At 73.8% G+C, this 26,508-nt stretch carries 24 protein-coding genes and 1 pseudogene; 12 read left to right on the plus strand and 13 right to left on the minus strand.

All coding sequences use genetic code 11. The features are described 5' to 3' along the window. Positions 1 to 162 precede the first annotated feature (162 nt). From ACFVX6_RS32170 to ACFVX6_RS32180, 3 genes are all read right to left on the minus strand, one after another. The gene (locus tag ACFVX6_RS32170) at positions 163 to 330 is read right to left on the minus strand and encodes a hypothetical protein (RefSeq protein ID WP_243338429.1); all 168 of its coding nucleotides are present in this window, start codon (positions 328 to 330) and stop codon (positions 163 to 165) included. 102 nt (positions 331 to 432) lie between these two features. After that, positions 433 to 1,698, minus strand: a complete 1,266-nt coding sequence (locus tag ACFVX6_RS32175) for a TerD family protein (protein WP_389697521.1) — start codon at positions 1,696 to 1,698, stop codon at positions 433 to 435. A gap of 92 nt (positions 1,699 to 1,790) precedes the next feature. Next, positions 1,791 to 2,018 carry a hypothetical protein gene (locus tag ACFVX6_RS32180; RefSeq protein WP_254383842.1) on the minus strand — a complete coding sequence of 76 codons (228 nt, stop codon included), beginning with the start codon at positions 2,016 to 2,018 and terminating at the stop codon, positions 1,791 to 1,793. A 227-nt stretch (positions 2,019 to 2,245) separates the two neighbouring features. Between ACFVX6_RS32180 and ACFVX6_RS32185 the strand changes: the two genes are divergently transcribed. Continuing rightward, positions 2,246 to 2,428 carry a hypothetical protein gene (locus ACFVX6_RS32185; protein ID WP_389697469.1) on the plus strand — a complete coding sequence of 61 codons (183 nt, stop codon included), beginning with the start codon at positions 2,246 to 2,248 and terminating at the stop codon, positions 2,426 to 2,428. A gap of 37 nt (positions 2,429 to 2,465) precedes the next feature. Here ACFVX6_RS32185 and ACFVX6_RS32190 read toward each other — a convergent pair whose 3' ends face one another. Further along, positions 2,466 to 3,989 (minus strand): aldehyde dehydrogenase (NADP(+)), encoded by a 1,524-nt coding sequence (locus ACFVX6_RS32190; RefSeq protein WP_389697471.1) that lies wholly within the window; start codon positions 3,987 to 3,989, stop codon positions 2,466 to 2,468. Between the two features lie 156 nt (positions 3,990 to 4,145). Here ACFVX6_RS32190 and ACFVX6_RS32195 point away from each other — a divergent pair, with 156 nt between their 5' ends. From ACFVX6_RS32195 to ACFVX6_RS32230, 8 genes are all read left to right on the plus strand, one after another. Beyond that, complete coding sequence (locus ACFVX6_RS32195) at positions 4,146 to 4,931, plus strand: IclR family transcriptional regulator (protein WP_389697473.1); 786 nt, start codon at positions 4,146 to 4,148, stop codon at positions 4,929 to 4,931. A 263-nt stretch (positions 4,932 to 5,194) separates the two neighbouring features. Beyond that, the gene (locus ACFVX6_RS32200) at positions 5,195 to 6,079 is read left to right on the plus strand and encodes a hypothetical protein (protein WP_389697475.1); all 885 of its coding nucleotides are present in this window, start codon (positions 5,195 to 5,197) and stop codon (positions 6,077 to 6,079) included. A gap of 10 nt (positions 6,080 to 6,089) precedes the next feature. Continuing rightward, positions 6,090 to 7,520 carry a sensor histidine kinase gene (locus ACFVX6_RS32205; protein ID WP_389697477.1) on the plus strand — a complete coding sequence of 477 codons (1,431 nt, stop codon included), beginning with the start codon at positions 6,090 to 6,092 and terminating at the stop codon, positions 7,518 to 7,520. A gap of 92 nt (positions 7,521 to 7,612) precedes the next feature. After that, positions 7,613 to 8,266: a response regulator gene (locus tag ACFVX6_RS32210; RefSeq protein WP_389697523.1), complete on the plus strand. Its 654-nt coding sequence runs from the start codon at positions 7,613 to 7,615 to the stop codon at positions 8,264 to 8,266. Positions 8,267 to 8,328: 62 nt separating this feature from the next. After that, a complete protein-coding gene (locus ACFVX6_RS32215; RefSeq protein WP_389697479.1) occupies positions 8,329 to 9,783 on the plus strand; it encodes a penicillin-binding transpeptidase domain-containing protein in 1,455 nt (484 codons plus the stop codon). A 44-nt stretch (positions 9,784 to 9,827) separates the two neighbouring features. Then, positions 9,828 to 10,322, plus strand: coding sequence for a GNAT family N-acetyltransferase (locus ACFVX6_RS32220; protein ID WP_389697481.1), 495 nt, complete (start codon positions 9,828 to 9,830; stop codon positions 10,320 to 10,322). An 89-nt stretch (positions 10,323 to 10,411) separates the two neighbouring features. Then, on the plus strand, positions 10,412 to 11,122 hold the full coding sequence (locus ACFVX6_RS32225) for a DsbA family oxidoreductase (RefSeq protein WP_389697483.1): 711 nt from the start codon (positions 10,412 to 10,414) through the stop codon (positions 11,120 to 11,122). 83 nt (positions 11,123 to 11,205) lie between these two features. Then, positions 11,206 to 12,264: an aminotransferase class V-fold PLP-dependent enzyme gene (locus ACFVX6_RS32230; RefSeq protein ID WP_389697485.1), complete on the plus strand. Its 1,059-nt coding sequence runs from the start codon at positions 11,206 to 11,208 to the stop codon at positions 12,262 to 12,264. Positions 12,265 to 12,313: 49 nt separating this feature from the next. Here ACFVX6_RS32230 and ACFVX6_RS32235 read toward each other — a convergent pair whose 3' ends face one another. Continuing rightward, positions 12,314 to 13,402, minus strand: a complete 1,089-nt coding sequence (locus ACFVX6_RS32235; protein WP_389697487.1) for a pyridoxal-phosphate-dependent aminotransferase family protein — start codon at positions 13,400 to 13,402, stop codon at positions 12,314 to 12,316. Between the two features lie 154 nt (positions 13,403 to 13,556). Between ACFVX6_RS32235 and ACFVX6_RS32240 the strand changes: the two genes are divergently transcribed. Further along, positions 13,557 to 14,672, plus strand: coding sequence for an amidohydrolase family protein (locus ACFVX6_RS32240; RefSeq protein ID WP_389697489.1), 1,116 nt, complete (start codon positions 13,557 to 13,559; stop codon positions 14,670 to 14,672). Positions 14,673 to 14,967: 295 nt separating this feature from the next. Further along, complete coding sequence (locus tag ACFVX6_RS32245) at positions 14,968 to 15,885, plus strand: SCO1860 family LAETG-anchored protein (RefSeq protein WP_389697491.1); 918 nt, start codon at positions 14,968 to 14,970, stop codon at positions 15,883 to 15,885. Positions 15,886 to 15,916: 31 nt separating this feature from the next. Here ACFVX6_RS32245 and ACFVX6_RS32250 read toward each other — a convergent pair whose 3' ends face one another. The 3 genes from ACFVX6_RS32250 to ACFVX6_RS32260 all read right to left on the minus strand — a co-directional run bounded on the left by ACFVX6_RS32250 (position 15,917) and on the right by ACFVX6_RS32260 (position 18,889). Then, positions 15,917 to 17,143: a CapA family protein gene (locus ACFVX6_RS32250; protein ID WP_389697493.1), complete on the minus strand. Its 1,227-nt coding sequence runs from the start codon at positions 17,141 to 17,143 to the stop codon at positions 15,917 to 15,919. A gap of 148 nt (positions 17,144 to 17,291) precedes the next feature. Continuing rightward, entirely contained in the window at positions 17,292 to 18,716 is a 1,425-nt protein-coding gene (gene cobC, locus ACFVX6_RS32255; protein WP_389697495.1) for an Rv2231c family pyridoxal phosphate-dependent protein CobC, read from the minus strand. Beyond that, positions 18,713 to 18,889: a hypothetical protein gene (locus tag ACFVX6_RS32260; protein WP_389697497.1), complete on the minus strand. Its 177-nt coding sequence runs from the start codon at positions 18,887 to 18,889 to the stop codon at positions 18,713 to 18,715. The genes cobC and ACFVX6_RS32260 overlap by 4 nt, the downstream gene beginning before the upstream one ends. Here ACFVX6_RS32260 and ACFVX6_RS32265 point away from each other — a divergent pair, their 5' ends adjacent. After that, entirely contained in the window at positions 18,890 to 19,636 is a 747-nt protein-coding gene (locus tag ACFVX6_RS32265) for a ZIP family metal transporter (RefSeq protein WP_389697499.1), read from the plus strand. A gap of 26 nt (positions 19,637 to 19,662) precedes the next feature. On the opposite strand, the gene ACFVX6_RS32270 is transcribed toward ACFVX6_RS32265, so the two are convergent. From ACFVX6_RS32270 to ACFVX6_RS32290, 5 genes and pseudogenes are all read right to left on the minus strand, one after another. Continuing rightward, complete coding sequence (locus ACFVX6_RS32270; protein ID WP_389697501.1) at positions 19,663 to 21,156, minus strand: cobyrinate a,c-diamide synthase; 1,494 nt, start codon at positions 21,154 to 21,156, stop codon at positions 19,663 to 19,665. Continuing rightward, positions 21,150 to 21,749, minus strand: a complete 600-nt coding sequence (gene cobO / locus ACFVX6_RS32275) for a cob(I)yrinic acid a,c-diamide adenosyltransferase (protein ID WP_243338462.1) — start codon at positions 21,747 to 21,749, stop codon at positions 21,150 to 21,152. The genes ACFVX6_RS32270 and cobO overlap by 7 nt, the downstream gene beginning before the upstream one ends. Next, positions 21,749 to 23,839: a putative cobaltochelatase gene (locus ACFVX6_RS32280; protein WP_389697503.1), complete on the minus strand. Its 2,091-nt coding sequence runs from the start codon at positions 23,837 to 23,839 to the stop codon at positions 21,749 to 21,751. Before ACFVX6_RS32280 ends, cobO begins: the two co-directional genes overlap by 1 nt. Continuing rightward, positions 23,730 to 25,505 (minus strand): annotated as a pseudogene (locus tag ACFVX6_RS32285) (cobyric acid synthase). Before ACFVX6_RS32285 ends, ACFVX6_RS32280 begins: the two are co-directional and overlap by 110 nt. Further along, positions 25,502 to 26,479: a cobalamin biosynthesis protein gene (locus ACFVX6_RS32290; protein WP_389697505.1), complete on the minus strand. Its 978-nt coding sequence runs from the start codon at positions 26,477 to 26,479 to the stop codon at positions 25,502 to 25,504. The pseudogene ACFVX6_RS32285 and the gene ACFVX6_RS32290 overlap by 4 nt, the downstream one beginning before the upstream one ends. Positions 26,480 to 26,508 lie beyond the last annotated feature (29 nt).

Genomic DNA, 26,508 nt, shown 5'->3' on the forward strand with positions numbered 1-26,508 from the left:
GTTTACCCTCCCCCTGTCCCCGCTGGTTTTGGGGGTGGCGCGCGGGGGGGGGGGGGGCGGCGGCGGTGTCGCGGGGGGGGGGTTACTTTACCCCCGCCGCTGGGCCTCGGCCCCCGGCCCCTCTTCTCGTCGTCTCATCTGTGCCTCTGTGCGTCTGTTCGTTTACTGAGCTTCGGCGCGGCTGGCCGCGGCCCACTCTTCGAGGAGGAACTCGTACGCCTCGGAGGGCCACTCGCCGTCCACCCGGCTCTCGACGAGCTGCCGGATCGCCTCGTTCGCCTCGGCGGCGGACGGGCGCGCGGGGCCCGCGGGCTGGAGTGTCTGGTGCATGGTTCCAAGGCTACGGGCGGGCACTGACAGCGACCTCCGTATTAAGGGTGGAACAGGTCACCCGGAGAGGGCGTCCGTCGCTCCATGTGCCCGCTCACCTGCTCAGAGTGCCTGCGCGGCCGGCTTGACCATGCCCCGCACTGTGCGCGACTTCACAAACTCGCCCATGGCCGTCATCTCCCATTCGCCCGAGAACTGCTTGATCAACTTGGCCATCATCACGCCGGTCTGCGGCTCGGCGCTGGTGAGGTCGAAGCGGACCAGTTCTTCGTTGGTCGCGGCGTCGATGAGGCGGCAGTAGGCCTTGGCCACCTCGGTGAACTTCTGGCCGGAGAACGAGTTCACCGTGAAGACGAGGCCCGTCGCGTCCGCGGGCAGCCGGCCGAGGTCGACGACGATCACCTCGTCGTCGCCCGCGCCCTCACCGGTGAGGTTGTCGCCGGAGTGCTTGACGGAGCCGCCCAGGATGGAGAGCTTGCCGAAGTAGCAGCTGTCGATGTGGTTGCGCTGCGGGCCGTACGCGATGACCGAGGCGTCCAGGTCGATGTCCCGGCCGCGGAACGCGGGCTCCCAGCCGAGGCCCATCTTGACCTGGGAGAGCAGCGGGCGGCCGCCCTTGACCAGGGACACGGTCTGGTTCTTCTGGAGGCTGACCCGGCCCTTGTCGAGGTTGATCTTCCCGGCGCCGGGGGCGGGAGCGGCGGCGGGAGCCGCGACCGGTGCGGGGGCGACCGGTGCGGGGGCCGGGGTCGCCCCGGGTGCGCCGCTGGTGAGCCAGGGGGAGGCCGCGTACGTGGGGGGCGCCGGGGGGGCCGGGGGTACGGGCGGTGCGGGCGGGGCGACCGGGGCCGGGGCGGCGGCCGCCGGAGCCGGCTCCTCCTCCACCGAGACCCCGAAGTCGGTCGCGATGCCGGCGAGGCCGTTCGCGTACCCCTGGCCGACGGCGCGCACCTTCCACACGCCGCCGCGCTGGTAGACCTCGACGACCACCAGGGCGGTCTCCGTGGCGAGCTGCGGCGGGGTGAAGGTGGAGATCACCGCTCCGCTTCCGGCGTCCCGCACGGTGGCGGTGGGCTCGATGCCCTGGAAGGACTGGCCGGCGGCGTCAGGGCTGGCGGTGATGACGATCCGCTCGATGCCGGGCGGGACCGCACCGGTGTCCACGGTGATCGAGTCCGGTGCCGTGCCGCCGCCCGAGCGGTAGGTGACGCCGGGGCCGGACGGCTGGTTGAAGAAGATGAAATCGGCGTCGGAACGCACCTTGCCGTCGGCGGCGAGGAGCAGCGCGGACACGTCGAGCCGCACCGGGGCAGCCACGTCCACCGTCACGCGGACGGCATTGAGCGGCAGGTTGGAACCAGGGGTCATAGCGGTCATGCCGGGAGAACGACCGAGGTGGCTTTGCCGTTCCCTTACTTTCACCCGGTTTCCCGGTTCTTCACCCGTGTCCCACCCGCGCCTCAGACGCGGCCGCGGTTGCGGGGGTGGTTCCTGGCCGTCCGCTCGTTGCCGAACTTGTAGGAGCCGGTCCAGCGCGCCATGACGAGCTGGGCGTCTCCGGCTTCGACCTCGGCCAGGAAGGCGGCGGCCCGCCCGCCCCGGAGGGTGGCCGCGGACCGGCCCTGGTGGGTGATGACGACGCTCTGGTCGCCGCGTTGTTCGTACGAGAATCCGTGAGGTCTGGGCATGGGCCAGAGCGTGCCGTCCCCGGCGGCGGCCTGCAACGCAATATGCGCCGAGCCGACCGGGAGCCGAGCCGACCCGCCTCCGAGTCGCTTCGCGATGCGGTGTCAGCCCCGAGGACCTGGAGACCGTCGCGCAGGGCCTGGCTCCGGAGTCCTCCGCGCTCGTGGTGGTGTGGGAGAACGCCTGGGCAACGCGGCCGGCCTAGGCGGTACGGGAGTCCAACGGGCAGGTGCTCTTCAGTCAGGCGGCGGCCCGGGCGACCGCGCAGCAACAGGCCCAGCAGCAGGCCGTCGCGCCGGCTCCCGCGGTCGACAGGGTCGGCCGGCTCACCGCCCTGGCCGAGCTGAAGGCCCAGGGCCTGCTCACCGACGAGGAGTGCGCGACGGAGAAGGCCCGGGTCCTGCGCGGCTGAGCGGCTGAGCGCGCCGGGCCTTCCCTGACGACAGGCCCTAGCCTCCCGTGACCCGTCGCGGGAGGTTCAGGGGGTTGGCCTCGCGGAGTTCCGCGGGGAGCAGGGCGTCCGGCACCGACTGGTAGGCCACCGGGCGCAGCCAGCGCTCGATCGCCGTGCCGCCGACCGAGGTGGAGTGGGAGGTCGCCGCCGGGTAGGGGCCTCCGTGGTGCTGGGCCGGGGCCACCGCCACACCGGTCGGCCAGCCGTTGACCACGACCCGGCCCGCCAGTGTCGTGACCTGGGAGATCAGCTCCGCCGCCGGACCCGGGCCGCCGTCCGCCTCTGCGGCCGACAGCTGCAGGGTCGCGGTGAGGTTTCCGGGGAGCCGCCCGAGCAGGGCGGCGGCCTCGTCCTGGCCGGCGTACCGGGCCAGCACGGTGACCGGGCCGAAGCACTCCTCCAGGAGCACCTCGTAGGGCCCGCCCTCCAGCAGGGTCCGCGCCGGCACGCTCAGGTAGCCCGCGCCGACGGTGTGCTCGCCGCCCGAGCCGGGGGTGACGGGTGCGTCGACCCCGGGCAGCGCTGCGCGTTCGCGGACTCCGGCGACGAAGTTCTCCCGCATCCGGTGGTCGAGGAGCACCCCGGGCTCGGTCTCTCCGAGCGCCTTGGTCAGCGCACCCGCGAGCCGGTCCCCGTCCGCGCCCTCGGGTACGAGGACCAGGCCCGGCTTGACGCAGAACTGGCCGACGCCGAGCGTGACCGAGCCGGCCAGCCCGCCGCCGATCTCCTCGGCGCGCTCCGCGGCGGCCGCCGGGGTGACCACGACCGGGTTCAGGGAGCCCAGTTCCCCGTGGAAGGGGATCGGCACGGGCCGCGCGGCCGCGGCGTCGAACAGGGCCCGCCCGCCCCGGATGGACCCGGTGAACCCGGCGGCGCTGACCAGCGGGTGCCGGATCAGCTCCAGGCCCGCGTCGAACCCGTGGACCACGGCGACGACCTCGGCCGGCAGCCCGGCGACGACGGCCGCCCGGCGCAGCAGCGAGGCGCACAGCTCGGAGGTGGCCGGGTGGTCGGGGTGTGCCTTGACCACGACCGGGCAGCCCGCGGCCAGCGCGCTGGCGGTGTCGCCGCCGGGCACGGAGAAGGCGAGGGGGAAGTTGGAGGCGGCGTAGACCGCGACCACGCCCAGCGGCACCTTGTAGCGGCGCAGCTCCGGGCGGGGCGGAGTGGTGGCGGGATCGGCGCGGTCGATGCGGATGTCGAGGTAGGAGCCCTCGTCCACGGCGTCGGCGAAGGCGCGGAGCTGGCCCGTGGTGCGGGCCAGCTCGCCGGTGAGCCGGCCGGGTCCGAGCGCGGTCTCGGCGTCGGCGGCCTCGATGACGTGGGAGGCTGCCTCGTCGAGCAGATCGGCGGCGGTGCGCAGGAAGGCGGCGCGCCTCCCGGCGTCGGCCAGCGAGCCGCGGGCGGCGTGGGCCGCGCGCACGGCTTCGTCCACCTCCCGGGGTGTGGCCTCCACCGCAACCTGCTCGCGGTGCTTCCCGGTGCGGGGGTCCACACTCCAGACTGGTGTTGCTGCCATGGCGAACTGCCTCCTGGATCTACGCTGACCCGCGCGGATGCGTTCAGTATTGTGAACGCTGTTCCGTTGGATGAATGATCACATCCACCGTGGACTCTATTTCCGTGTCTTCCGGGTTGACAAGAGACAGCAAGAGACAGAGGGGCACGAAGGCGGATGACCACCACAGCTGAGTCGGGGGGCTCGGGCGCACCGGCGGCCGTCAAGTCGGCGGTACGCACGGTCCAGTTGCTGGAACACTTCGCTTCCCGGCCGGGGCTGCACAGCCTGGCCGACATCCAGAGCGACCTCTCCCTGCCCAAATCCAGCCTCTACATGCTGCTGCGCACCCTGGTGAACCTGGGCTGGGTGGAGACCGACGCGACGGGCACGCGGTACGGCATCGGCGTACGGGCGCTGCTCGTCGGCAGCTCGTACATCGACGGGGACGAGGTGGTGGCGGCGGCGCGGCCCACGCTGGACCGGCTCTCCGACGACACGACGGAGACGATCCACCTGGCCCGCATGGACGGGACGAGCGTGGTCTACCTGGCGACCCGGCAGTCCCAGCACTATCTGCGGCCCTTCACCCGCGTCGGGCGGCGGCTGCCGGTGCACTCGACGGCCCTCGGCAAGGCGCTGCTGGCCACGCACACGGACGAAGAGGTACGCGCACTGCTGCCGCGGCGGCTCGAAGCCGTCACCGAGCACACCATCACCGACCGGGAGCGGCTCATCGAGGACCTGGCACTGGTACGGGAGCAGGGGTACGCGGTGGACCGGGAGGAGAACACGCTCGGACTGCGCTGCTTCGGCGTGGCGGTGCCGTACCGGACGCCGGCGCGGGACGCGGTGAGCTGCTCGGTACCGGTGGCGCGGCTGACGCCGGGGCACGAACGGGGCATCAAGGCGGCACTGTTCGCGGCGCGCGACCGGCTGTCGGTGGTGACGCGGCGGATGTAGCGCCGGGGTTTCCGCGGGTTCGGCGCGGCGGAGGGCCTGGTTCCTCCCCCGGGCGGGGGAGGCGGTTCCCCTTCAAGGGGGAGGTGGCGGGGGTGCGGACGCGGGACCGTTGAGCCATGACCACACGAGCCGTTCACACGTCGCGATCGACCGACGGATCGACCGACGGATCGACCGACCGATCGACCAGCGGAGCGCAGCCGTCGGCCACCCGGCCGGGGGCCGGGCGCAGGTTCCTGCGGGCGGCGGCCATCGCCGCGACCGTGCCCTATCTGACGCTGAAGACCGCCTGGCTGGCCGGGAGCCACATCGGGATACCGGACGGCAGCGTGCTCCTGGAGCCGGGCAGCGCGTTCTTCACCGTGCTCAACGCCCTGTCGTTGGTCATGGACTCCAGCGTGGTCCTGCTCGTCCTGGTGCTCACCCGGCCCTGGGGGATGCGCGTGCCGTCCTGGCTGCTGATCACCCCCGTCTTCATCGCCACCGGACTGCTGACGCCGATCGTCCTCGGCTTCCCCGGTCAACTCCTCCTGCGCGCCATGGGGCTGGGGCCGGACGAGGCCGCGCGGGCGGCCCAGCCGCCCTTCCTCGACCCATGGGTCTTCAACGTGGTCTACCCCGGCTTCATCATCCAAGCCATAGCCCTGACCGGGCTGTTCGTGCCCTATGCGCGAGAGCGCTGGGGCCGGTCCTGGCAGGGCGTCCTCGGGGAGCGGCTCCCGTCACCCACGGGGGTGGTGGCGGGAGCCGCGGCGGCGGTGGCCGCGGTGGTGGCGGCGACGCACCTGTACTGGGCCTTCGGTGGCACGGCCGGGCACGATGCGGACCAGATCGCGCAGTACTCCTCCGACGCGGGAGCGGTGTCCTTCGTCCACGCCCTGTGTGCGCTGACGGCCGCGGCGGGGGCGGTGCTGCTCGCCGGGGGCGGGGAGCGGCGGGCGTGGTGGCCGCTGGTCATAGCGTGGACCGGGTCGGGGGCCACCCTGTGCTGGGGCATGTGGATGATGACCGCCGTGCTGGGCGGTGACCCCGGCCCGGGTGAACGGACCACCACCGCGACCCAGTTGATCTACGCTGGCCAGATGATCGTCGGACTCCTTGCGGTCAGTGTCATGGCGCGGTTCCTGGCCCGGCGCCGAACTGCCTGAAGGAGACGGCGTGGAGAGGCTGCTGGGGGCGCGGGCCCGGCTGCGCTGGGTGCACCAGATACTCGGCGGGGCCCTGCTGATGCCGTACTTCCTGCTCACGCAGGTGGCGGTCGGTGGCGCCATGGGCGGAGTCAACGCTCTCAACTCCCTGCCGCTCAGCCTCGCGGCCTACGCCGTCGCCCTGCCGCTCATCGCCGCGACCGGGCTGTCCGGACTGGTCCGGCCGATGTCCGTGGCCGCCGCGCGGGCCCTGTGCGGGGTGCCGGGGGAGCAGTTCGCGGAGGGGCCCGCCCGGAGCTGGGCGGCCCGGGGGCGGGCCTCGGCCTGGTGGACCCTGCACCTGGGGGTCGGAGCCCTGGTCAGCGGGGTGAGCCTGGCGGTACCGCCCATGGCGGTGGTGCTGATCGCCCTGCCGTTCGTGAGCGCGCTGCGGGAGGTGCCCGTCACGCTCGGCTGGTTCGACGCCCGGGCCCAGCCCTACGCGGCCCCCTTGGCCGGGATCGTGCTGCTGGCCGGGGTCGTCCTGTGCGCCGCCGGGGCGGGGGCCCTGCTGGCCCGGCTGGCGCCCGTACTGCTCGGGCCGACGGCGGCGGACCGGCTGGCGGCCGCCGAGGAGCGCGCCGCGGATCTGGCGGTCCGCAACCGGCTGGCGCGCGAGCTGCACGACGCCGTGGGGCACGCCCTGAGCGCGGTCACCCTCCAGGCGAGCGCCGCCCGGCGGGTGCTCGACACCGACCCCGGCTTCGTCCGGGAGGCGCTGGCCGCGATCGAGGACACCACCCGGCGCACGGTGGGGGAGCTGGACGCCGTCCTCGGCCTGCTGCGCGAGGGCGACGGAGCGGGCGCCGGGGGCGGCGGACTGCCCGCCGCTCCGACGCTCGCCGCCGACCTCGACGGGCTGCTGGCCCGCAGCCGGGCCTCCGGGACCCCGATCACCGCCCGCCAGGACCCGGGACCGGCCGGCGACTGGGGACGGCTCCCGGAGATCGCCTCCCGCGAGGCGTACCGGATCGTGCAGGAGGGGCTGAGCAACGCACTGCGGCACGGGTCGGGGCCGGTCGATCTGCGGATCTCCGTACGGGTGCGCGGAGGAGGACAGGGGGATGCCGGTGGGCAGGGGAAACCCGGTGGGCAGGGGAAACCCGGTGGGCAGGAGAAAACCGGTGGGCCGGGGGAACCAGCTGGGCCGGGGGAGCCCCGTGGGCACGAGGAGCCCCGTGGACACGAGGAACTGGAGATCATCATGACGAACGATCCGGCGGCGCCGGCCGCGGCCGCTGCGGGGGCCCGCACCACCGGGGGCCGGGGGCTGCAGGGCGCCGCCGAGCGGGCCGCGCTGTTCGGAGGGCAGGTCGAGGCCGGGCCGCACGAGGGCCGGTGGCGGCTGCGGGCCGTCCTCCCGCTCGGCGGGGACGCCCGATCCGGCGAGCGCGCCCGATGAGGCCGACGGGGGAGCCGACCGGGCCGGCGCACCCGGATACGGCTCCACCCGCGCCCGCGCCCGCGGTGACGGCCGGGCCGGTCCGCCCGCCGCTGCGGCTGGTCGTGGCCGACGACGAGCGGATGGTCCGTACCGCCCTGCGGGTCATCCTCGACGCCGAGCCCGACCTGGAGGTCGTCGGGGAGGCGGCCACCGGAGCCGAGGCCGTGACCGTGGTCCGGGCGCTCGCCCCGGACGTGGTGCTGATGGACGTGCGGATGCCGGACATCGACGGCATACGGGCCACCGAGCGGATCCTCGCCACCATGGCCGAGCCGCCCCGGATCGTGGTGGTGACCACCTTCGAGAACGACGCCTACGTGTACGACGCGCTGCGCGCGGGCGCCGCCGGGTTCCTCCTCAAGCGGGCCGACCCCGACGAGCTGACCGCCGCGGTCCGGCTCGTGGCGCGCGGGGACTCGCTGCTCTTCCCGGCGGCCGTCCGCTCCCTGGCCGCCGCCCACACCCCGCCCGGGGCCGGCCCGGCCGCCGCCCCCTGGGTCGCCCGGCTCACGGACCGGGAGGCCGACGTCCTGCGGCTGATGGCCGCCGGGCTCTCCAACCACGAGGTGAGCGAGCGGCTCGGAGTCGGCCCGCAGACGGTCAAGACGCACGTGGCCGCGGTGCTGGCCAAGACCGGCTCCCGGGACCGGACCCAGGCGGTCATCGCGGCGTACGAGGGAGGCTTCCTCATGAAGAAAGGCTGAGAACTCCGCCACAATCGGGGCAGAGCGGAACGGCTGGGGCGGTTGGGGCGTCCTTCTGGGGGATGAACAAGACGATCAGGCGTGCGTCGGTCTTCTGTCTGCTTCTGGTGCTGGCCCTTTTGGTGCGGGTCACCTGGGTGCAGGCGTACCAAGGCCAGGCCCTCGCAGACGACAAGAACAACCGGCGCAACCTCATCGGGAAGTACGAGAACCCGTTGGGGAACATCATCGTGGGCGGGGAGGCGATCACCGGTTCCACGGACACGGGCGGCAAGGACTTCCGGTACAAGCGGACCTACACCAACGGGCCGCTGTACGCGCCGATCACCGGCTACAGCTCCCAGGCCTTCGGGTCGAGCATGCTCGAGGGCGTCTACAAGAACATCCTCAACGGCACCGACAACCGGCTCAAGACGATCATGGACACGCTCACCAACAAGCGGGCGGCCCCGGGCAACGTCCTGACCACGATCGACAAGGACGTCCAGAAGGCGGGCTGGGACGCGCTCCAGGGCAAGCAGGGCTCGGCCGTGGCGATCGACCCGGCGACCGGCGAGATCCTGGCCGTCGTGAACAACCCGTCCTTCGACCCGGGCAGCATCGCCGGTGCCGGTGAGGCGGAACAGAAGGCCTGGGAGGCGCTGAGCGCCGACAAGGGCAAGGCGCTGGAGAACACCGCCCTGCGCAAGCCGCAGGCGCCCGGATCCACCTTCAAGCTGGTCACCCTCGCGGCGGCCATCGAGAACGGCCTGGTCACCAACATCGACACGCCGAGCGGGGTCCCCGGCGACTACACGATCCCCGGTACGAAGACCAAGCTGCGCAGTGAGGTGGACGACTCGCTCTGCAACAACGTTTCCCCCCGGACCGCGCTGAAGCTGTCCTGCAACAACGTCTTCGCGGAGTTCGCCCACAAGCTCGGCCAGGACAAGATGCGCGCCATGGCGGAGAAGCTCGGCTTCAACGTGGTGCAGAAGACCCCCGTCTGGACCACCCCGTCCAGCAAGTACCCGACGAAGAAGATGTCCGTCGACCAGGTCGCGCAGACGGGCATCGGCCAGTTCGACGTCCAGGCCACCCCGCTCCAGATGGCGATGGTGACGGCCGCGATCCAGAACGGCGGCAAGCTGGTCTCCCCGCACGAGGTCTCCGAGGTCACCGACTCCAACGGCAACGTGCTGGAGAGCTTCAAGGACCCGAAGTCCGAGCAGGTGATGAGCGCGAAGACCGCCTCGATGGTCCAGGACGCCATGCGGACGGTCGCCACCGAAGGCGGCGGCAAGAACGTCCAGATCCCGGGCGTCGAGTCGGGAGCCAAGACCGGTACCGCCCAACGCGGTGTGAACAACAGCCTGGCGCCGCTCGCCTGGTACACCACGTACGGAAAGACGAACGGCAAGCAGATCGCGGTCACCGTCATGATCGAGAACTCGGACACCGACCGCTCCGAGATCGGCGGCGGCAAGCTGGCCGCCCCGGTGGCGCAGAAGATGATGCAGGCCTGGCTGAAGAAGTAGCCCGCGCCGGGAACCGGCGGGGTTCCCGGCGCGTTGTCCTTCCCATGATCAGGACCGCGCAGCCCGAAGACCTCGACGCCATCGCAGCCCTCCACACCCGGGCCCGGGCCACCTATTACCGGGGCCGGATACCCGAGGAGGCCTTCGGCGGCGCCGCCGAACTGGCGCGCACCCGCGAGGGCTGGTCCCGGGCGGTGGCCCGTGCCGCGGCGGACGGCGGGGTGCTCTGCGCCGAGAGCGGCGGCGAGCTCACCGGGGTGGCGGCCTTCCGCACCGCCGACGGCGAGACCACCCTCACCCAGCTGCACGTGGACCCCGTCCACTGGCGACGCGGCACCGGGGCGGCCCTGCACGCCGCCTGCCTCGACGCCTGGCGCCGCGCGGGCGTCCGCAGGGTCCGCCTGGAGGTCTACGAGCACAACCTCCGCGCCCAGGCCTTCTACGCCACCCACGGCTGGCTCCCGGACCCCGCCGGAGCCCGGGTCGCGGGCTCCCACCGCATCCTGTGGCTCACGGTGGGGGACCCGGCCGGGGAGTGACCCGTAGGGGAGCCACCCGTCCAGGGAATGAGACGCAGAGGCAGATGGTTGAACACGGAACAGTTGATTCCGTGGAGGGAAGAAGGAACATGCGCGTCGAGATCTGGAGCGACATCGCCTGCCCGTGGTGCTACATCGGCAAGGCCCGGTTCGCCAAGGGGCTGGCCGACTTCGCACACCGCGAGGAGATCGAGGTGGTCTACCGCTCCTTCGAGCTCGACCCGAACGGCCCCAAGGGCGAGGTGGCGCCCGTCTTGGAGATGCTGGCCAAGAAGTACGGCCGCACCCTCGACGAGGCCCGCGGCATGGAGGAGCACGTCGCCGCGAGCGCCCGCGCCGAGGGGCTGACGTACCGCACGGACGGCCGTGACCACGGCAACACCTTCGACATCCACCGCCTGCTGCACCTGGCCGCCGACCGCGGCCGCCAGGAAGAGCTGCTCGACCTCGCCTACCGCGCCAACTTCGGCGAGGAGCGCTCCGTCTTCGATCCCGAGGTGCTGATCGCGCTCGCGGTCGAGGCCGGACTCGACGAGGGGGAGGCCCGGGCGGTGCTGGGCGACGAGTCCGCGTACGCCGCCGAGGTGCGGGCCGACGAGCGCGAAGCGGCCGAGCTGGGCGCGAACGCCGTGCCGTTCTTCGTGCTCGACCGACGCTTCGGGATCTCCGGGGGGCAGCCCGCGGAGGTGTTCACGCAGGCGCTGGAGCAGGCTTGGGCGGGCCGCGAGGTCCTCGCCCCCGCCGCCCCCGAGGGCGAGGCGTGCGAGCCCGACGGGGCGTGCGCGGTGCCGGGCGCCTAAGGCCCCGATATAAGTAGCCCTTTGGTGTGGTGCGTGAAACCCGGCAATGGACTTTGGGATGGCCCTGGCGCAGAGTGAAAGTCATGGACCTATCTGCGCGCGAGACCGTCCGCGACGAGTTCGCACACTCCACCACCTATCTCAACACCGCCAACTACGGCACCCTCCCGCGGGCCGCCGTCGCCGAGGTGCGGCGGCTCGCAGAGGCGGCAGGGGCCGGACTCCCGGAAGGCTTCGGCGACTTCGACCGCGTCGAGCGGGTCCGCGAATCGTTCGCCCGCCTCGTCGGGGTCCCCGTGGACCGCGTGGCCGTCGGCTCGGCCGTCTCCACCCATGTCGGCCTGGTCTCCGCCTCCCTCCCGGCCGGATCCGAAGTCCTGTGCCCGGAGGGGGAGTTCGCCTCGGTGATCAACCCGTTCGTGGTCCGCGACGACCTCAAGGTCCGCTTCGCCCCGCTGGAGTCCCTCGCCGAAGCCGTCGGCCCGGACACCGCACTGGTCGCGCTGAGCGCCGTACAGTCCGCCGACGGGCGTACGGCGGACCTGGCGGCCGTCCGCGCCGCGACGACCGGGCACGGGGCGCGGATGCTGGTCGACGCCTCGCAGGCGGCCGGCTGGCTGCCCTTCGACGCGAGCCCCTACGACTACACGGTCACCGCCGGGTACAAGTGGCTGCTCGCCTCGCGCGGTGTCTCCTACCTCACGGTCTCGGAGGAGGCCCAGGAGGCCGTGACCCCGCTGCACGCGGGCTGGGTGGCGCTCGCCGACATGTGGGACGCCATCTACGGCCCGCTGCGGGAACTGGCCCACGGGGCCCGGCGCTTCGACGAGTCCCCGGCCTTCCTGGCCTACCACGCCGCCGAGCCCTCGCTGGCCCTGCTGGAGCGGATCGGCATCGACGCCGTCCACGTCCACGACACCGCCCTGGCCGCCCGCTACCGCGCCGGCCTCGCCCGCCTGGGCCACGAGCCCGTCCCGGGCCGCTCCCCGATCGTCTCGGTGCCGGGCCTGGCCGACCGTCAGGGCGCCCTGCTCGCCGCGGGCATCTCCACGTCCGCCCGCGCGGGAAGCTTGCGGGCCTCGTTCCACCTCTACAACACCGAGGCGGACGTGGACCGGCTGCTGAACCTCCTGGAGGGCTGACCCTGACGGGCCGATCCCGGACGGACGGACGGACGGCCTGCCTGCCGGCTCAGGCGGAGGGCAGGGCCGTCGACCAGGCCGAGCCCGCCGCCGCGAGAGCCGCGGTCGGGTCCGCCGACAGGGCCCCGGCCAGGGCCGTCAGGCCGGCGCCGACGGCGTCCAGGGAGGCCGCCGAGCCGTAGTGGTTGACCCGGACCATCTCCCGGGCCAGCGCCCCGCCGCCCGCCGCGAGGGGGGCCGCCGGATCCGCCGCGAGGGCCTTCGCCACCACCAGGGAGGCCTCCGGGACCCGCAGGGTGGTGGCCACCGGGGCCGCCGCCGCGTCCCGGCCGACGTACGGGGTGATGCCCAGCGCCGCCGCACCCGCACGGGTCGCCGCCGCGGCGGCCGCATGGCGGGCCTCCACCGCGGTCAGGCCCTCGGCCGCGATGCGGTCCAGGCAGGCTTCCAGCGCCAGCATCTCCAGCTGCGCCGGCGCGTGCGGCAGCGCCGTGCGCCCGGCGTCGATCCAGCGCTCCTTCCAGTCCAGCAGGGAGAGGTACGAGCGGCGCGGCGCCGAGGCGTTCCCCGCGAAGCGGGCCCACGCGCGGTCGGAGACCGATACGGCCGAGACCCCCGCCGGACCGCCCATCGCCTTCTGCGCGCCGATCACGCACAGGTCCACGCCCCACGCGTCCGGCAGCAGCGGCTCCGCGCCCACCGAGGCCACCGCGTCCAGCATGAACAGCGCCCCGTGGGCCCGTACGGCCTCGCCGATCTCCGCCACCGGGTTGGTGTTCCCGGTGGCCGCCTCCGCGTGGACCAGGGACACGAAGTCGATCTCCGGGTGCTCCGACAGGGCCCGGTCCACCTGGGCGGCGGACACGGCGGTGTCGAAGGGGACCTCCAGGTCCACGACGTGCGCCCCGCAGTCGCGCAGCCAGTTGCCGAAGGTGGTCCCGTAGGGGCCGGTCACCACGTTCAGCGCGGTCGAACCGGGCCGTGCGCCCGACCGGATGCATCCCTCCAGCGGCAGCAGTGCCTCGCCCTGGGTGATCACCACGTCGGCCCGGGTGCCGAGCAGCTCCGCGACGCCCCGCTCGATCGACGCGAAGCGCGCGGCGGTCAGGGGCGGAAGGTCCAGGAGGGGGTGGTTCACGGCGCGGCTCTCTTCGTTCTCTCGGTCCGGGGTCGTTCTCCCGGCCCGGGACCGTGCTTTCGGTCCGGGGCCGTGCTTTCGGCCCGGGACCGTTCGTCCGGATACGTCCGGACCGACCTGGAGAGCCTACCGAGCCCGCACATAGAGTGCCGCCATGAGCGACGAGGTCAACGGCGGCAGTACGAGGTCGGGTCTGCTGCACGTGAAGGGGCGGGTACTGGTCGGGCCCGAGGAGGTCCGCGACGAGCTCTGGGTGATCGGCGGCCGGATCTCCTACGAGCGCCCGCGCGGCGCCGGGGAGGTCACCGAGGTCACCGGGTGGGTCCTGCCCGGGCTGGTCGACGCGCACTGCCACGTGGGGCTCGACGCCCACGGGCCGGTGGACGCGGACACCGCCGAACGGCAGGCCCTGACCGACCGGGACGCCGGCACCCTCCTCATCCGCGATGCCGGATCCCCCTCCGACACCCGCTGGATCGACGACCGCGAGGACCTGCCGAAGATCATCCGTGCGGGCCGGCACATCGCCCGCACCCGCCGCTACATCCGCAACTTCGCCCACGAGATCGAGCCCGAGGACCTCGTCGCGTACGTGGGCCGCGAGGCGCAGCGGGGCGACGGCTGGGTCAAGCTGGTCGGGGACTGGATCGACCGCGAGGCCGGGGACCTGACCGCCTGCTGGCCGCGCGCCGAGGTCGAGGCGGCCATCGCCGAGGCCCACCGCCTCGGGTCGCGCGTCACCGCGCACTGCTTCGCCGAGGACTCCCTGCGGGATCTGGTCGAGGCGGGCATCGACTGCATCGAGCACGCCACGGGGCTCACCGAGGACACCATCCCGCTGTTCGCGGAGCGCGGGGTGGCCATCGTCCCGACCCTCGTGAACATCGCGACCTTCCCGAAGATGGCCGCGGGCGGCGAGGCCAAGTTCCCGCGGTGGTCGGCGCACATGCGCAGGCTGCACGAGCGGCGCTACGACACCGTCCGCGCCGCCTACGACGCGGGCATCGGGGTCTACGTCGGCACGGACGCGGGAGGTTCCCTCCCGCACGGCCTGGTCGCGGCCGAGGTGGGCGAGCTCGTCAAGGCCGGGATCCCGCCGCTGCAAGCCCTCGCGGCGACGGCCTGGGGCGCGCGCGAGTGGCTCGGCAGGCCCGGCCTGACCGAGGGCGCGCCGGCCGACCTGGTGGTGTACGAGGCCGATCCGCGGGCCGACGTACGGGCGCTGGCGGATCCGCTGCGGGTGGTGGTGAACGGGGCGGTGGTGGCCTGAGCTCCGCAGGGGCACGGGAGTTGACGGGGCGTGACGTCGGCGGCCGCACGGTCGTTGTGTACGCCCGGCGCGGGCCCTGGTGGCCGAGATTTCCGGGATGGGAGGGAACTCCCGTTCCGGGTGAGGCGTATATATTCGAACCTATGCCTGGAAACAACCCTTTGGGGTGAACTCACGTCGGGTTCACCCCCGTTCACTCTCAGTGCGTAAAGATTCCGGGGTCGAGGCCGTCGGCGCGCGCAATGTCCCCCATTGGCGGCGCGACGGCTCCCATCTCCCTGGGGGTTCCACCACCTTGAACAGCAACACCTTCCGCATGCCCGTGGCCGCGCTCGTCGCCACGGGAGCGGTTGCCCTGCTCGCCGCCCCGCCCGCCTTCGCCACCGGCTCCGCCGGTTCCACCGGATCCCACCCGGGTGCGGGCAAGGCCAGTGCCGTCGTCCTGCGCACCACCCTGGACGTCGGCCTGCTCAACAAGACCGTGCACATCCCGCTGAACGCGACCCTCAACGAGGTCAGCGCCCCGGCGGATTCCGCGAAGACGGCGCTGACCGTCACCCTCGACGGGGTCGAGGGCGGACAGCCGGTGAGCGTCCTGCGCGCCGACGTCGCCACCTCCAAGGCCACCGCCGACGCCGACCGCGCCGCGGCGGAGGCGAACCTCGCCAAGGCCAGGGTCCACGTACCGGGCCTGCCCCTGCTGTCCCTGATCGAGGTGGAGAAGGTCAGCTCCAAGGCCGTCTGCGAGGCGGGCAAGAAGCCGGTCGCAAGCTCCAACGTCCTGGGCACCGTGACCGTCCTGGGCAAGAAGGTAACCCTCTCGGCGGGCGGCCCCACCAAGGTGGAGGTCCCCAAGGTCGGCCTGGTGGCCCTGGAGCTCTCCACCACCCAGACCACCTCCACCACGGCCGCCGCGACCGCGCTGCGGCTCAAGGTGTCGGTGAACCCGCTCGATCTGAACGTTGCCGAGGTCGAGGGGGAGATCGTGCTCGCCGAGGCCCGCTGCGAGTCCCCGGCCGCCCCCGCCCCCAGCCCGTCCAAGCTGCCCGACGTCAAGCCCCAGACGGCCACCACGGGCGGCTCCGGGTCCCAGGCCGGCCTCGCCGAGACCGGAGGCGGCTCGCTCACCCCGTACGTGACGGGCGGTGCGCTGATCCTGCTCGGCTTCGGCGCCGCCGCGCTGGTCGTCACCCGGCGCGGCAGGGCCTCGTAGCTCGTAGGGGGGCCGGGGTCGCCCCTCCGCCCTACTTCGTCGCGCGCGTCAGCCCCTGCTCCCCGGCGCCGCGTGACATCACGGCCTTCGTCACCTCTCGGTCGGCGGCGGCGTACGTGCCGTCGGCGGAGGAGGTGGCGGCCTCGCAGGAGGTGCAGACGACGCGGAACGGCGACCGCATGTCCGAGAACTGCGTGAGGTACTCGGCCTTCACCACCTCCCAGCGGCCCGGGTGGGCGGCCGCCGGGGCGAAGGTGAAGCGGGGGATCGAGGACATGTTGCCGCGGGCCTTCTCGGCCTCGTAGAAGCTGGCGACCTGGTCGCCCATGCCGTAGACCACCCAGGTGCCGTTGACCTTCTCGTACGGCTGCGGCACGTGGTTGTGGGTGCCGAGGATCAGGTCGATGTCGGGGAGGCCGTCCGCGCCGCGCGAGGCGGTCAGCGTCTGGGCCAGCTCCAGTTGCTGCTCGTCCGGGGCGGTCTGCCACTCGGAGCCCCAGTGGACGCTGAGGACGACGACGTTCGCGCCGGCCGCGCGCGCGGCGCGGGCGTCGGCGACGATCCGCGCCGGGTCGATCAGGTTCACGGCCCAGGGCTTGCCGTCGGGGAGCGGAACGCCGTTCGTCCCGTACGTGTAGTCCAGTTGCGCGACCTTGGCCCCACCGGCCTCGACCACGGCCGGGGCCTTGGCCTCCTCGGCGCCGCGGGCCGATCCGACGTGGCGGATGCCGACGCGGTCGAGGTGGTCGAGGACGCGGACGAGGCCGTCGTACCCGTCGTCCAGGGTGTGGTTCGAGGCGGTCGAGCAGCTGTCGTAGCCGGTGTCCTTGAGGGCGTCGGCCAGTTGGTGCGGGGCCTTGAAGAGGGGATATCCGGTGTAGGGGCCGCCGGGCCGGCCGTACGGTATCTCGTGGTGGCATATCGCCAGGTCGGCGGCGGAGACTATGGGCTTGACCCCGGCGAGCATCTTCCGGAAGTCGTGGCCGCCCTTCTCCGCGGAGTCGTCGGCGGCCCGCTGGATGATCGACGGGTACGGGATGATGTCACCGGTGCCGACGAGCGTGAACGGCTTCCCGCCGGGCGTGCCCGAGGCCGCGGCATCACGGCTCGGACTTGCGGCGGCCCCCGGCTTCGCCCCCAGCCGCTGCTTCGCCGCCGCGCCGCCGTCCCCGCCGGCCAGCTGCGTCACGCCGTAGGCGGCGCCTCCCACCACGGCCAGTCCGGCCACGGCCGCACCTATCTTGCCGACTGTCTTCATCCCCGTACCCCCGGTGTCGCATGGTCACTACCTGCGGAAATAGTCGCGCACCGGTACGAGCGCCGCCATGTCGACCCGCGGAAACGCGCCATTGGGGTGAGGCCCGCACGGTGCGGGCCCCACCCGGTGATGTGCCTTCGGCGCGTGGTCAGCGCGCCGCGAGGGCCAGGTCGAGCGCCTGGAGGAGGCGGCCCGTCGTCGCGCGGTCGCGGACCGCCAGCCGGAGCCAGGAGCGGTCCAGCCCCGGGAAGGTGTCGCCGCGGCGCACGGCGAAGCCCAGCGCGCGCAGCCGGGTGCGGATCTCCGCCGCGCCCTCGATCCGGATCAGCACGAACGGCCCCGCCGCCGTACCCGCCACCGAGATCTCCTCGAACTCCGCGAGCCCCGCGAGGAGGTGCTCCCGGTCCACCGCGATCTGCCGGGCCGCGGCCTCGGCCTCGGCCAGCGCCGCGGGGGCCACGCACGCCTCGGCCGCCACCAGCGCGGGCGTGGACACCGGCCACAGCGGCTGCGCCGCCGCCAGCTTCGCGATCACCCCGGGCTCGGCCAGTACGTAACCGATGCGCAGCCCGGCCAGGCCCCAGGTCTTGGTCAGGCTGCGCAGCACGACCAGGCCCGGTACGTCCGTCCGCCCGGCCAGCGCCTCGCGTTCGCCGGGGACGGCGTCCATGAAGGCCTCGTCGACCACCAGGATCCGCCCGGGCCGGGCCAACGCGGCCAGGGTCGCCGCCGGGTGCAGCACCGAGGTCGGGTTGGTCGGGTTCCCGACCACCACGAGGTCGGCCTCCTCCGGTACCGCCGCCGGGTCCAGCCGGAAGCCGTCCGCGGCCCGCAGCACCACCCGCTCCACCCGGTGGCCCGCGTCCCGCAGGGCCGCCTCCGGCTCGGTGAACTGCGGATGCACCACCACGGGCCGTACGGCGCCCAGCGCCCGCGCGATCAGTACGAACGCCTCCGCGGCCCCCGCGGTCAGCAGGACCCGCTCGACCGGCAGCCCGTGGCGAAGGGCCACGGCCGCGCGGGCGGGGCGGCCGTCGGGGTACGCGGACAGGACGTCGAGCGAAGCCGCGATCCGGTCCTTCAGCCACTGCGGCGGCGTGTGGGACCGTACGTTCACCGCGAGATCGACCAGCCCCGCGCCCCCGTCCGAGACCTCCGCGTCCCCGTGGTGGCGCAGATCGTGCGTGTGGGCCGTGGCGACGGCGCAGGTCGCCGCCACCGACCGCCGCTTGGGTACGAGGAGTTCCCCGCCCCCGGCGAGCGCGGCCGCCTCCGCCACCGACGCGGTGCCGGCGGCCTCGTGGGCGGCGTCCGAGGGGTGCGGTACCGGGATCGCGGCCAGGCGCTCGGCGGGATAGCTGAGCAGGGGAACGCCGAAACGTTCCGCCGCACCCGCGATCCCCGCCTCCAGGGCCTTCCCCTCCACGGTGGCCAGGGCCGTCACCGCATCCGACGCCAGTCCGGCACCGCGCAGGGTCTCCTCCACCAGGGCGCAGACCTCCGCCACGGACACGCCCGCGCGGCCACCGACCCCGACGACCAGTTGCGTCGCGTACTCGCCCAACAGGTTCACCCGTTCTCCGTCGTCGTGTTCGTGGTGCTGCTCGTGCTCGTGCTTGTGGACTGCGTGCGCAGGTACGTCGTGCGCAGGGACTGCGCGTACGGCGGCCGGTCCGTCAACCGACCGTGGTCCGCCACCCGGGCGCGGAAGTGCGCGGGCGGCGCGGAGTCGGTATGCAGGGGCACATGGCCGTGATCGTGGCGTTGGGTGCGTTCCTGATGACCCTGGCAGGCGGATGGACGGCGCAGCGCGTCACCGACCGCCGCCACCTCGTGCTGGGCCTGGCCGGCGGGCTGATGCTCGGCGTCGTGGGCCTCGACCTGCTCCCGGAGGCCATGCACGCCGCCGGTGATGAAATCTTCGGCGTCCCGCTCGCCCTGCTGCTCTTCGTCGGAGGGTTCCTCGCCGCGCACTGCGTGGAACGCCTCCTGGCCGTCCGCCAGGCCTCCCACGGGGCCATGAACGGCGACGGGCACCCGGACCACGGCGGCCGGGTCCCCCAGGTCGGCCTGACGGCGGCCGCCGCCATGGTCGGCCACAGCCTCGCCGACGGGGTGGCCCTCGGCGCCGCGTTCCAGGTCGGCGGGGGGATGGGCGTGGCCGTGGCGCTGGCCGTCATCACCCACGACTTCGCCGACGGGTTCAACACGTACACGCTCACCCGGCTCTACGGCAACGCCCGCCGCAAGGCCCAGCTCATGCTCTTCGCGGACGCGGTGGCCCCCGTCGTGGGCGCCGCGTCCACTCTGCTGTTCACCCTTCCGGAGGAACCGCTCGGGGCCTACCTCGGCTTCTTCGGAGGCGTCCTGCTGTACCTGGCCGCCGCCGAGATCCTGCCCGAGGCCCACCACAAGCACCCCGCGCTGTCCACCCTGATGTGCACCGTGGGCGGGGTGGCGGGGATCTGGCTGGTCGTGGGCCTGGCGGAGTGACGCGGCCGGCCCCGGGCGTCTCCGGTTCACCGATGCGCTGCCGCGGCCTCGGCGAACCGCAGGGCCACGGAAGGCTCCGCCGCCCAGTGCGTGTGCAGGTAGCTGGCGTGCACACCGCCGGCGACGAAGCCCTCGACCCGGCGTTCCGGATGCGTGAAGCCCCACGCCGGCGAGGCGCCGGCGCCCGGCTCGATCACCGTCCGGTGGAACTCGTGCCCGCGCAGCCGGGTCCCGGCCGGTGCCAGGACGCTGTCGGAGACGGCGACCGCCTCGCGGTAGCCGAGCGTCAGCCGCTCCGACATCCGTGCGTCGGCGTCGAGCACCCCGCACATGGGCTTGCCGTCCAGCGAACGGGCCAGGTAGAGCAGCCCCGCGCACTCCGCGGCCAACGGGCCGCCGGCCGCGGCGAACGCGGCGACGGCCTTGCGGAGCGGCTCGTTGGCGGACAGCTCCGGGGCGTACACCTCGGGGAACCCACCGCCGATCACCAGGCCGGTGGTGTGGTCGGGGAGCCTCTCGTCCCGGAGGGGGTCAAAGGTGACCACCTCCGCTCCGGCGGCGGTCAGCAGCTCCGCGTGCTCGGCGTACGAGAACGTGAAGGCGGCGCCTCCGGCAACCGCGACGACAGGTCCCCCAGCCCGCCCCTTCCCGAAACCGGGCTCTGCCCGGACCCGGTCCTCAAACGCCGGACGGGCTGAAAGATCCAGCCCCGCCGGCGTGCGAGGCGCGGGGTCTGGGGCGGAGCCCCAGTTTCGGGAAGGGGCGGGGTGGGGGAGAAGAGCCTGTTCCGGAGCCCAGGCTTCGCAGGCCAGCGGCGGGGCCGTCCTGGCCAAGGCCATCAGGGCCTCCAGGTCGCAGCCCTGGCGGACCTGCTCCGCCAGGGCGGCCACCGAAGACACCGCGTCCGCCCGCCGCTCGGCGACCGGCACGAGCCCCAGGTGCCGCGAGGGCGCGGCCACCTGCGGAGCCCGCCGCAGGACGCCGAGCACCGGCATCCCCGCTTCCTCCAGCGCCTCCCGCAGCATCACCTCGTGCCGGTCGGAGCCGACCTTGTTCAGGATCACGCCGCCGAGGCGCACCTGCGGGTCGAAGGAGGCGAAGCCGTGCACCAGCGCCGCCACCGACCGCGACTGCGAGGAAGCGTCGACGACCAGCACCACCGGCGCCCGGAGCAGCTTCGCGACCTGCGCCGTCGACGCCAGTTCGCCCCGCCCCGCGGCCCCGTCGTAGAGCCCCATCACGCCTTCGATGACGGCCAGATCGCATCCGGCCGCCCCGTGCGCGAACAGCGGAGCCACCAGCTCCGGCCCGCACATGAAGGCGTCCAGGTTGCGCCCGGGCCGGCCCGTGGCCAGCGCGTGGTAGCCCGGGTCGATGTAGTCGGGCCCGGCCTTGTGCGGGGACACGGCGAGGCCGCGCTCCGAGAAGGCCGCCATCAGGCCCGTCGCCACGGTGGTCTTGCCGCTGCCGGAGGAGGGCGCGGCGATGACCAGTCTCGGTACGTTGAACGAGGTCACCACTCGATGCCCTTCTGGCCCTTCTGGCCGGCGTCCATCGGGTGCTTGACCTTGGTCATCTCGGTGACGAGGTCCGCGAACTCCACCAGCTTCTCCGGTGCGTTGCGCCCGGTGATCACCACGTGCTGCGTTCCGGGACGGTTGCGCAGCACCTCGACGACCTCGTCGACGTCGATCCAGCCCCAGTGCATCGGGTACGCGAACTCGTCCAGCACGTACAGCTTGTGCGTCTCGGCGGCCAGATCGCGCTTGACCTGCTCCCAGCCCTCCTTGGCAGCCTGCTCGTTGTCGAGCTGGGCGTCGCGCTGGACCCAGGACCAGCCCTCGCCCATCTTGTGCCAGACGACGGAGCCGCCCTCGCCGGAGGCGCCGAGCACCTTCAGCGCGTTCTCCTCGCCGACCTTCCACTTCGCAGACTTGACGAACTGGAACACCCCGATCGGCCAGCCCTGGTTCCAGGCGCGCAGCGCCAGACCGAAGGCCGCCGTCGACTTGCCCTTGCCCGGCCCCGTGTGGACGAAGACGAGCGGGCGGTTGCGGCGCTGACGCGTCGTGAGTCCGTCGTCCGGAACGACGGACGGCTGTCCCTGCGGCATTACGCGGCCCTCCTGAGGGTCGGGGATGGGGTTCGTACGTTCTTCACGAGCCCGGCCAGCGAATCGGCCCGCAGCCCGTCGAGGGTGACGGCCGGGCCGCCCAGATCGGCGGCCAGTGCTCCGGCCAGCCCGAGCCGGACCGGCCCCGACTCGCAGTCCACGACCACGGAGGCGACCCCGCCGGCCGCCAGCAGCCGGGCACTGCGCGCCGAGAGCTCGCGCGGGTCGCCGCCCACGGACCCGGCCGAGGTGGCCCGTCCGTCGGTGACGACCACGAGCAGCGGGCGCCGGCTCGGGTCCCGCAGCCGTTCGATCCGCAGCACCTCGTGGGCCTTGAGCAGCCCGGCGGCGAGCGGGGTGCGGCCGCCGGTCGGCAGGTTCTCCAGCCGGGTCGCGGCGGCGTCGACGGAGGAGGTGGGCGGCAGGGCGAGCTCGGCAGAGGAACCCCGGAAGGTGATCAGGCCGACCTTGTCCCGGCGCTGGTAGGCGTCGAGCAGCAGGGACAGCACCGCCCCCTTGACCGCGCTCATGCGCTGCCGGGCCGCCATGGAACCGGAGGCGTCGACGAGGAACAGGACGAGGTTGCCCTCGCGGCCCTCGCGGGTCGCCTGCCGCAGGTCGTCCTTGCGGACGACCAGCCCGCGCCCGGTGCGCCCGCGCGCCTTCTGGTGCGGGGCGGCGGCGTGGATGGTCGCGGCCAGGTGCAGTTTGGTCAGCTGGCCCCGGGGGCGCTGGGCGCCGGTGGTGCGGCCGTGCGCGGTGCGGGCGCGCGAACGCCGGCCGGAGGCGCCCTCGCCGAGGCCCGGGACGCTGAGCATCTTGGTGCGGAACGGCTCGGCGGCCCGTACGGCTGCCTGCTCGGCCGGACCCGCCGCCTCGTTCTCCTGGGCGGAGGGCTGGGTCTCGGGCCGCTGCTCGGGCTCGGCCGGGGCCTCTGCCTCGGGCTCGGTCTCGGGCGCGTCCGGTTCGGAGCCCTGCGGGGGTACGCCGCCCCCGCCGTCGGGGCCGCCGCCGTCCGGGCCGCCGTCCTCCGGGCCCTCGCCCGGACCCTCGGGCTCCGGCTCCGGCTCCGGCTCGTCGTCGGGGAACCCGTCCAGGATCCGGTCCAGCTTCTCCTCGTCGAGCCCGGGCGCGTCGAAGGGGTTGCGGCGGCGCCGGTGGGGGAGCGCCAGCAGGGCGGCCTGCCGCACGTCCTCCTTGCGCACCTCGGTCCGTCCGGCCCAGGCGGCGAGCGCGGTCGCGGTACGGGCCATCACGATGTCGGCGCGCATGCCGTCGACCTCGAAACCGGCGCAGGTCGCAGCGATCTGCAGCAGCGAGGTGTCGCCGAGGCGCACCTGCGGGAGCAGCGCCCGCGCGGCCACCACCCGGGCGCGCACCTCTTCCTCGTCCGCGGACCAGCGGCCCGCGAACCCCGCGGGATCGTCCTCGTAGGCGAGCCGGCGACGCACCACCTCGACCCGCTGGAGGGGCTCACGGGAGGCGGCGACCTCGACGGTCAGCCCGAACCGGTCGAGCAGCTGAGGGCGGAGCTCGCCCTCCTCGGGGTTCATCGTGCCGACGAGGAGGAAACGGGCGGCGTGCCGTACGGAGACGCCCTCGCGCTCGACGTAGGAGGCGCCCATTGCGGCGGCGTCGAGGAGCAGGTCGATGAGGTGGTCGTGGAGCAGGTTGACCTCGTCGACGTACAGGATCCCGCGGTGCGCGTCGGCCAGCAGTCCGGGCTCGAAGGCCTTCACGCCTTCGGCGAGGGCGCGTTCGATGTCCAGGGCGCCGACGAGCCGGTCCTCGGAGGCGCCGACGGGCAGCTCCACCATGCGGGCGGGCCGCGCGGCGGCCGGTCCCGGCTCGTGGGGGCCGTCGGGGCAGGCGGGGTCCGGGGCGGTGGGCGCGCAGCTGAACCGGCAGCCGGGGACCACGTCCACCTGCGGCAGCAGGGTGGACAGGGCGCGGACGGCGGTGGACTTGGCGGTCCCCTTCTCACCGCGCACCAGTACACCGCCGACCGCGGGGCTCACGGCGTTGAGCAGCAGCGCGAGGCGCAGGTCGGTCTGGCCGACCAGTGCGGTGAACGGGTAGGGCGTGCTCATGCGGTGGCCCCTTCTTGTATGCGGGTACGGATGTGTGTGCGCGGGCCGGCGGGGACGTCGGGGCCGGGTCGGGCGTGCCGCTGCGCGGGGCGGGTAGGGCACTGCCCCCGCAGGGGCCAGGCGGCCGTCACGGCGCGCCCGGCGGGATGAAGGGGAGGCCGGACGGGGCTCCGGTCTCGATGAGCCGCATCAGCGCGTCCGTGTCCGCGTGTTCCTCGATCAGGTCGCCGAGCAGATCGAGCTGCTCCTCCCGCAGGGAGGCGAAGGACGTGTCCGGGGCAGGGACGAAGCGGCGGCCCGCGGCCGAGGCGACCTCGCGGAGGAAGGCCCGGCGGAAGCCGTCCGACTCCAGCGAGCCGTGCCAGTGCGTGCCCCACACCGCCCCGACCCGGCACCCGTCCAGGAAGGGGGTCCCGCCCAGGACTTCGGCCACGCCGTGGTGGATCTCGTAGCCCTCCACCGGCTCGCCCAGCGCCGCACCCACCGGCCGCGCCAGGGTCTTCTCCCGCTCGAAGCGGACCCGGACGGGAAGGAGTCCGAGCCCCGGAACGGAGCCGGCCTTCGACTCGACCTCGTCCTCGATGTGTTCGCCCAGGACCTGGAACCCGCCGCAGATGCCGAGGACCGGCCGGCCCTCGGCGGCCCGCCGCACCAGCGCGTCCGCCAGGCCCCGCTCGCGCAGCCAGGCCAGGGCCTTGACCGTCCCGCGGGTGCCGGGGACGACGACCAGGTCCGCGTCGGCCAGCTCCTCGGCCCGGTCCACGAACCGCACGACCACGCCCGGCTCCGCCGCGAGCGCGTCGACGTCCGTGAAGTTGGACATCAGCGGCACCGCGCAGACCGCGACCCGCAGCACGTCCTCGCCCACGGGCGGGGCGACCACGGATTCCTGTACCGCGCCCCGCAGGGCTGTGTTTTTGAAGAGGGGCCGCAGGCCGTCCTCCTCGTCGATGCCCAGCCCGTGCCGGAAGGGGAGCACCCCGTACGTCGCCCGCCCGGTCAGGCCGCGCAGCATCTCCATGCCCGGTTCCAACAGGGTCACGTCGCCGCGGAACTTGTTGACCAGGTAGCCCGCGATCAGCGACTGGTCCTCGGGCGAGAGCAGCGCCGTCGTGCCGAAGAAGGACGCGAAGACCCCGCCCCGGTCGATGTCGCCGACGACGACCACCGGGAACCGCGCGGCCCGCGCGATGCCCATGTTCACGATGTCGGTCCGGCGCAGGTTGATCTCGGCCGGGCTGCCCGCCCCCTCGCAGATCACGGCGTCATACGTGCCCCGCAACTGCTCCAGGCAGTCCGTGACGATGCCGAGCAACTGCTCCTGCCTGCCCCCGTGGTAGCCGCGCGCGCTCATCTCGCCCACCGGCTTGCCCAGTAGCACCACCTGGCTGCTCCGGTCACTGCCGGGCTTGAGCAGCACCGGGTTCATCAGCGCGGTCGGCTCCACGCGGGCCGCCTGGGCCTGCATGGCCTGCGCACGGCCGATCTCGGCGCCCTCCCTCGTCACGAAGGAGTTCAGGGACATGTTCTGGGCCTTGAACGGGGCCACCTTCACGCCCTGCCGGGCCAGCCACCGGCAGATGCCCGCCGTGACCACGCTCTTGCCCGCGTCCGAGGTCGTACCGGCGACGAGGAGGCCCCCGCCGCGCTTCGCGCCGCCGCTCATGCGCGCCGCCCCTTCTCCGTAGTACGGGCGGCCGGCGTCAGGGACACCAGCGTCCGGGCGGCCACACAGGCCCCGAGCGCCAGCCACGTCACCCGGCGCGACAGCCGCACCGCTCGTTCGATGTCTGCGACCTCCACGGGCCGCCCGGCCGCACCGTTGAGCACGGCCCGGTGTTCGACCCGGCCCGCGTACGCCAGGGTCCCGCCCAGCCGTACGCCGAGCGCCCCGGCGAAGGATGACTCCACGGGTCCCGCGTTGGGGCTCGGGTGCTTGGCGGCGTCCGCGCGCCAGGCCCGTACGGCTCCCCGCCGGTCGGGCCCGGCCAGTACGGCGGCCAGGGCCGTCAGCCGGGCTCCCGGCCAGCCGGCCACGTCGTCGAGCCGGGCCGAGGCCCAGCCGTAGCGCAGGTGGCGGGGGGACTTGTGGCCGACCATCGCGTCCAGGGTGTTGACGGCGCGGAAGGCCAGCAGCCCGGGGACGCCCGCGACGGCGCCCCACACCAGGGCCCCGACCACGGCGTCGGAGGTGTTCTCGGCGACCGATTCGACGACCGCGCGGGCCATCTGCTGCTCGTCCAGCGCCTGCGGGTCGCGCCCGCACAGGTGGGGCAGCCGCTCGCGGGCCACCTCGGCGTCCCCGGCGGCGAGCGCGCCGCCGATGGCGCGGGCCTCGCGGCCCAGCGAGGTGCCGCCCACGACGGCCCAGGTGGCGGCGGCGGTGAGGGCGATACGGGCGGCCGCGGGCCGGGAGCGCACGGCGCGGGCGCCCAGCGCGCCGACGGCGGCCGCGCCTCCGGCGCACAGCAGGGTGTGCAGGGCGCCCCGCGCGCGGTCGTCGCGCCACAGGGCGCGTTCGACGGCGGCGGCGGCTCGTCCGAAGGCGGCCACGGGGTGCCCTCGGCGCGGATCCCCGAGGATCCGGTCGCCGATCAGGCCCGCCGTGACGCCGTACGCGAAGACGCGATCGGCACGCATGGTGGCAGGTATGTCCTCACTCAGGGTCC

The sequence above is a fragment of the Streptomyces sp. NPDC058289 genome, assembly GCF_042880975.1.
Taxonomy (GTDB): Bacteria; Actinomycetota; Actinomycetes; order Streptomycetales; family Streptomycetaceae; genus Streptomyces; species Streptomyces stoeckheimensis.

Coding starts and splice junctions, on each gene's coding strand:
- ACFVX6_RS32170 (WP_243338429.1), bottom strand. CDS start 330: ATGCACCAGACACTCCAGCCCGCGGGCCCCGCGCGCCCGTCCGCCGCC.
- ACFVX6_RS32175 (WP_389697521.1), bottom strand. CDS start 1,698: ATGACCCCTGGTTCCAACCTGCCGCTCAATGCCGTCCGCGTGACGGTG.
- ACFVX6_RS32180 (WP_254383842.1), bottom strand. CDS start 2,018: ATGCCCAGACCTCACGGATTCTCGTACGAACAACGCGGCGACCAGAGC.
- ACFVX6_RS32190 (WP_389697471.1), bottom strand. CDS start 3,989: ATGGCAGCAACACCAGTCTGGAGTGTGGACCCCCGCACCGGGAAGCAC.
- ACFVX6_RS32195 (WP_389697473.1), top strand. CDS start 4,146: ATGACCACCACAGCTGAGTCGGGGGGCTCGGGCGCACCGGCGGCCGTC.
- ACFVX6_RS32215 (WP_389697479.1), top strand. CDS start 8,329: ATGAACAAGACGATCAGGCGTGCGTCGGTCTTCTGTCTGCTTCTGGTG.
- ACFVX6_RS32220 (WP_389697481.1), top strand. CDS start 9,828: ATGATCAGGACCGCGCAGCCCGAAGACCTCGACGCCATCGCAGCCCTC.
- ACFVX6_RS32225 (WP_389697483.1), top strand. CDS start 10,412: ATGCGCGTCGAGATCTGGAGCGACATCGCCTGCCCGTGGTGCTACATC.
- ACFVX6_RS32230 (WP_389697485.1), top strand. CDS start 11,206: ATGGACCTATCTGCGCGCGAGACCGTCCGCGACGAGTTCGCACACTCC.
- ACFVX6_RS32240 (WP_389697489.1), top strand. CDS start 13,557: ATGAGCGACGAGGTCAACGGCGGCAGTACGAGGTCGGGTCTGCTGCAC.
- ACFVX6_RS32250 (WP_389697493.1), bottom strand. CDS start 17,143: ATGAAGACAGTCGGCAAGATAGGTGCGGCCGTGGCCGGACTGGCCGTG.
- ACFVX6_RS32265 (WP_389697499.1), top strand. CDS start 18,890: ATGGCCGTGATCGTGGCGTTGGGTGCGTTCCTGATGACCCTGGCAGGC.
- cobO (WP_243338462.1), bottom strand. CDS start 21,749: ATGCCGCAGGGACAGCCGTCCGTCGTTCCGGACGACGGACTCACGACG.
- ACFVX6_RS32280 (WP_389697503.1), bottom strand. CDS start 23,839: ATGAGCACGCCCTACCCGTTCACCGCACTGGTCGGCCAGACCGACCTG.
- ACFVX6_RS32290 (WP_389697505.1), bottom strand. CDS start 26,479: ATGCGTGCCGATCGCGTCTTCGCGTACGGCGTCACGGCGGGCCTGATC.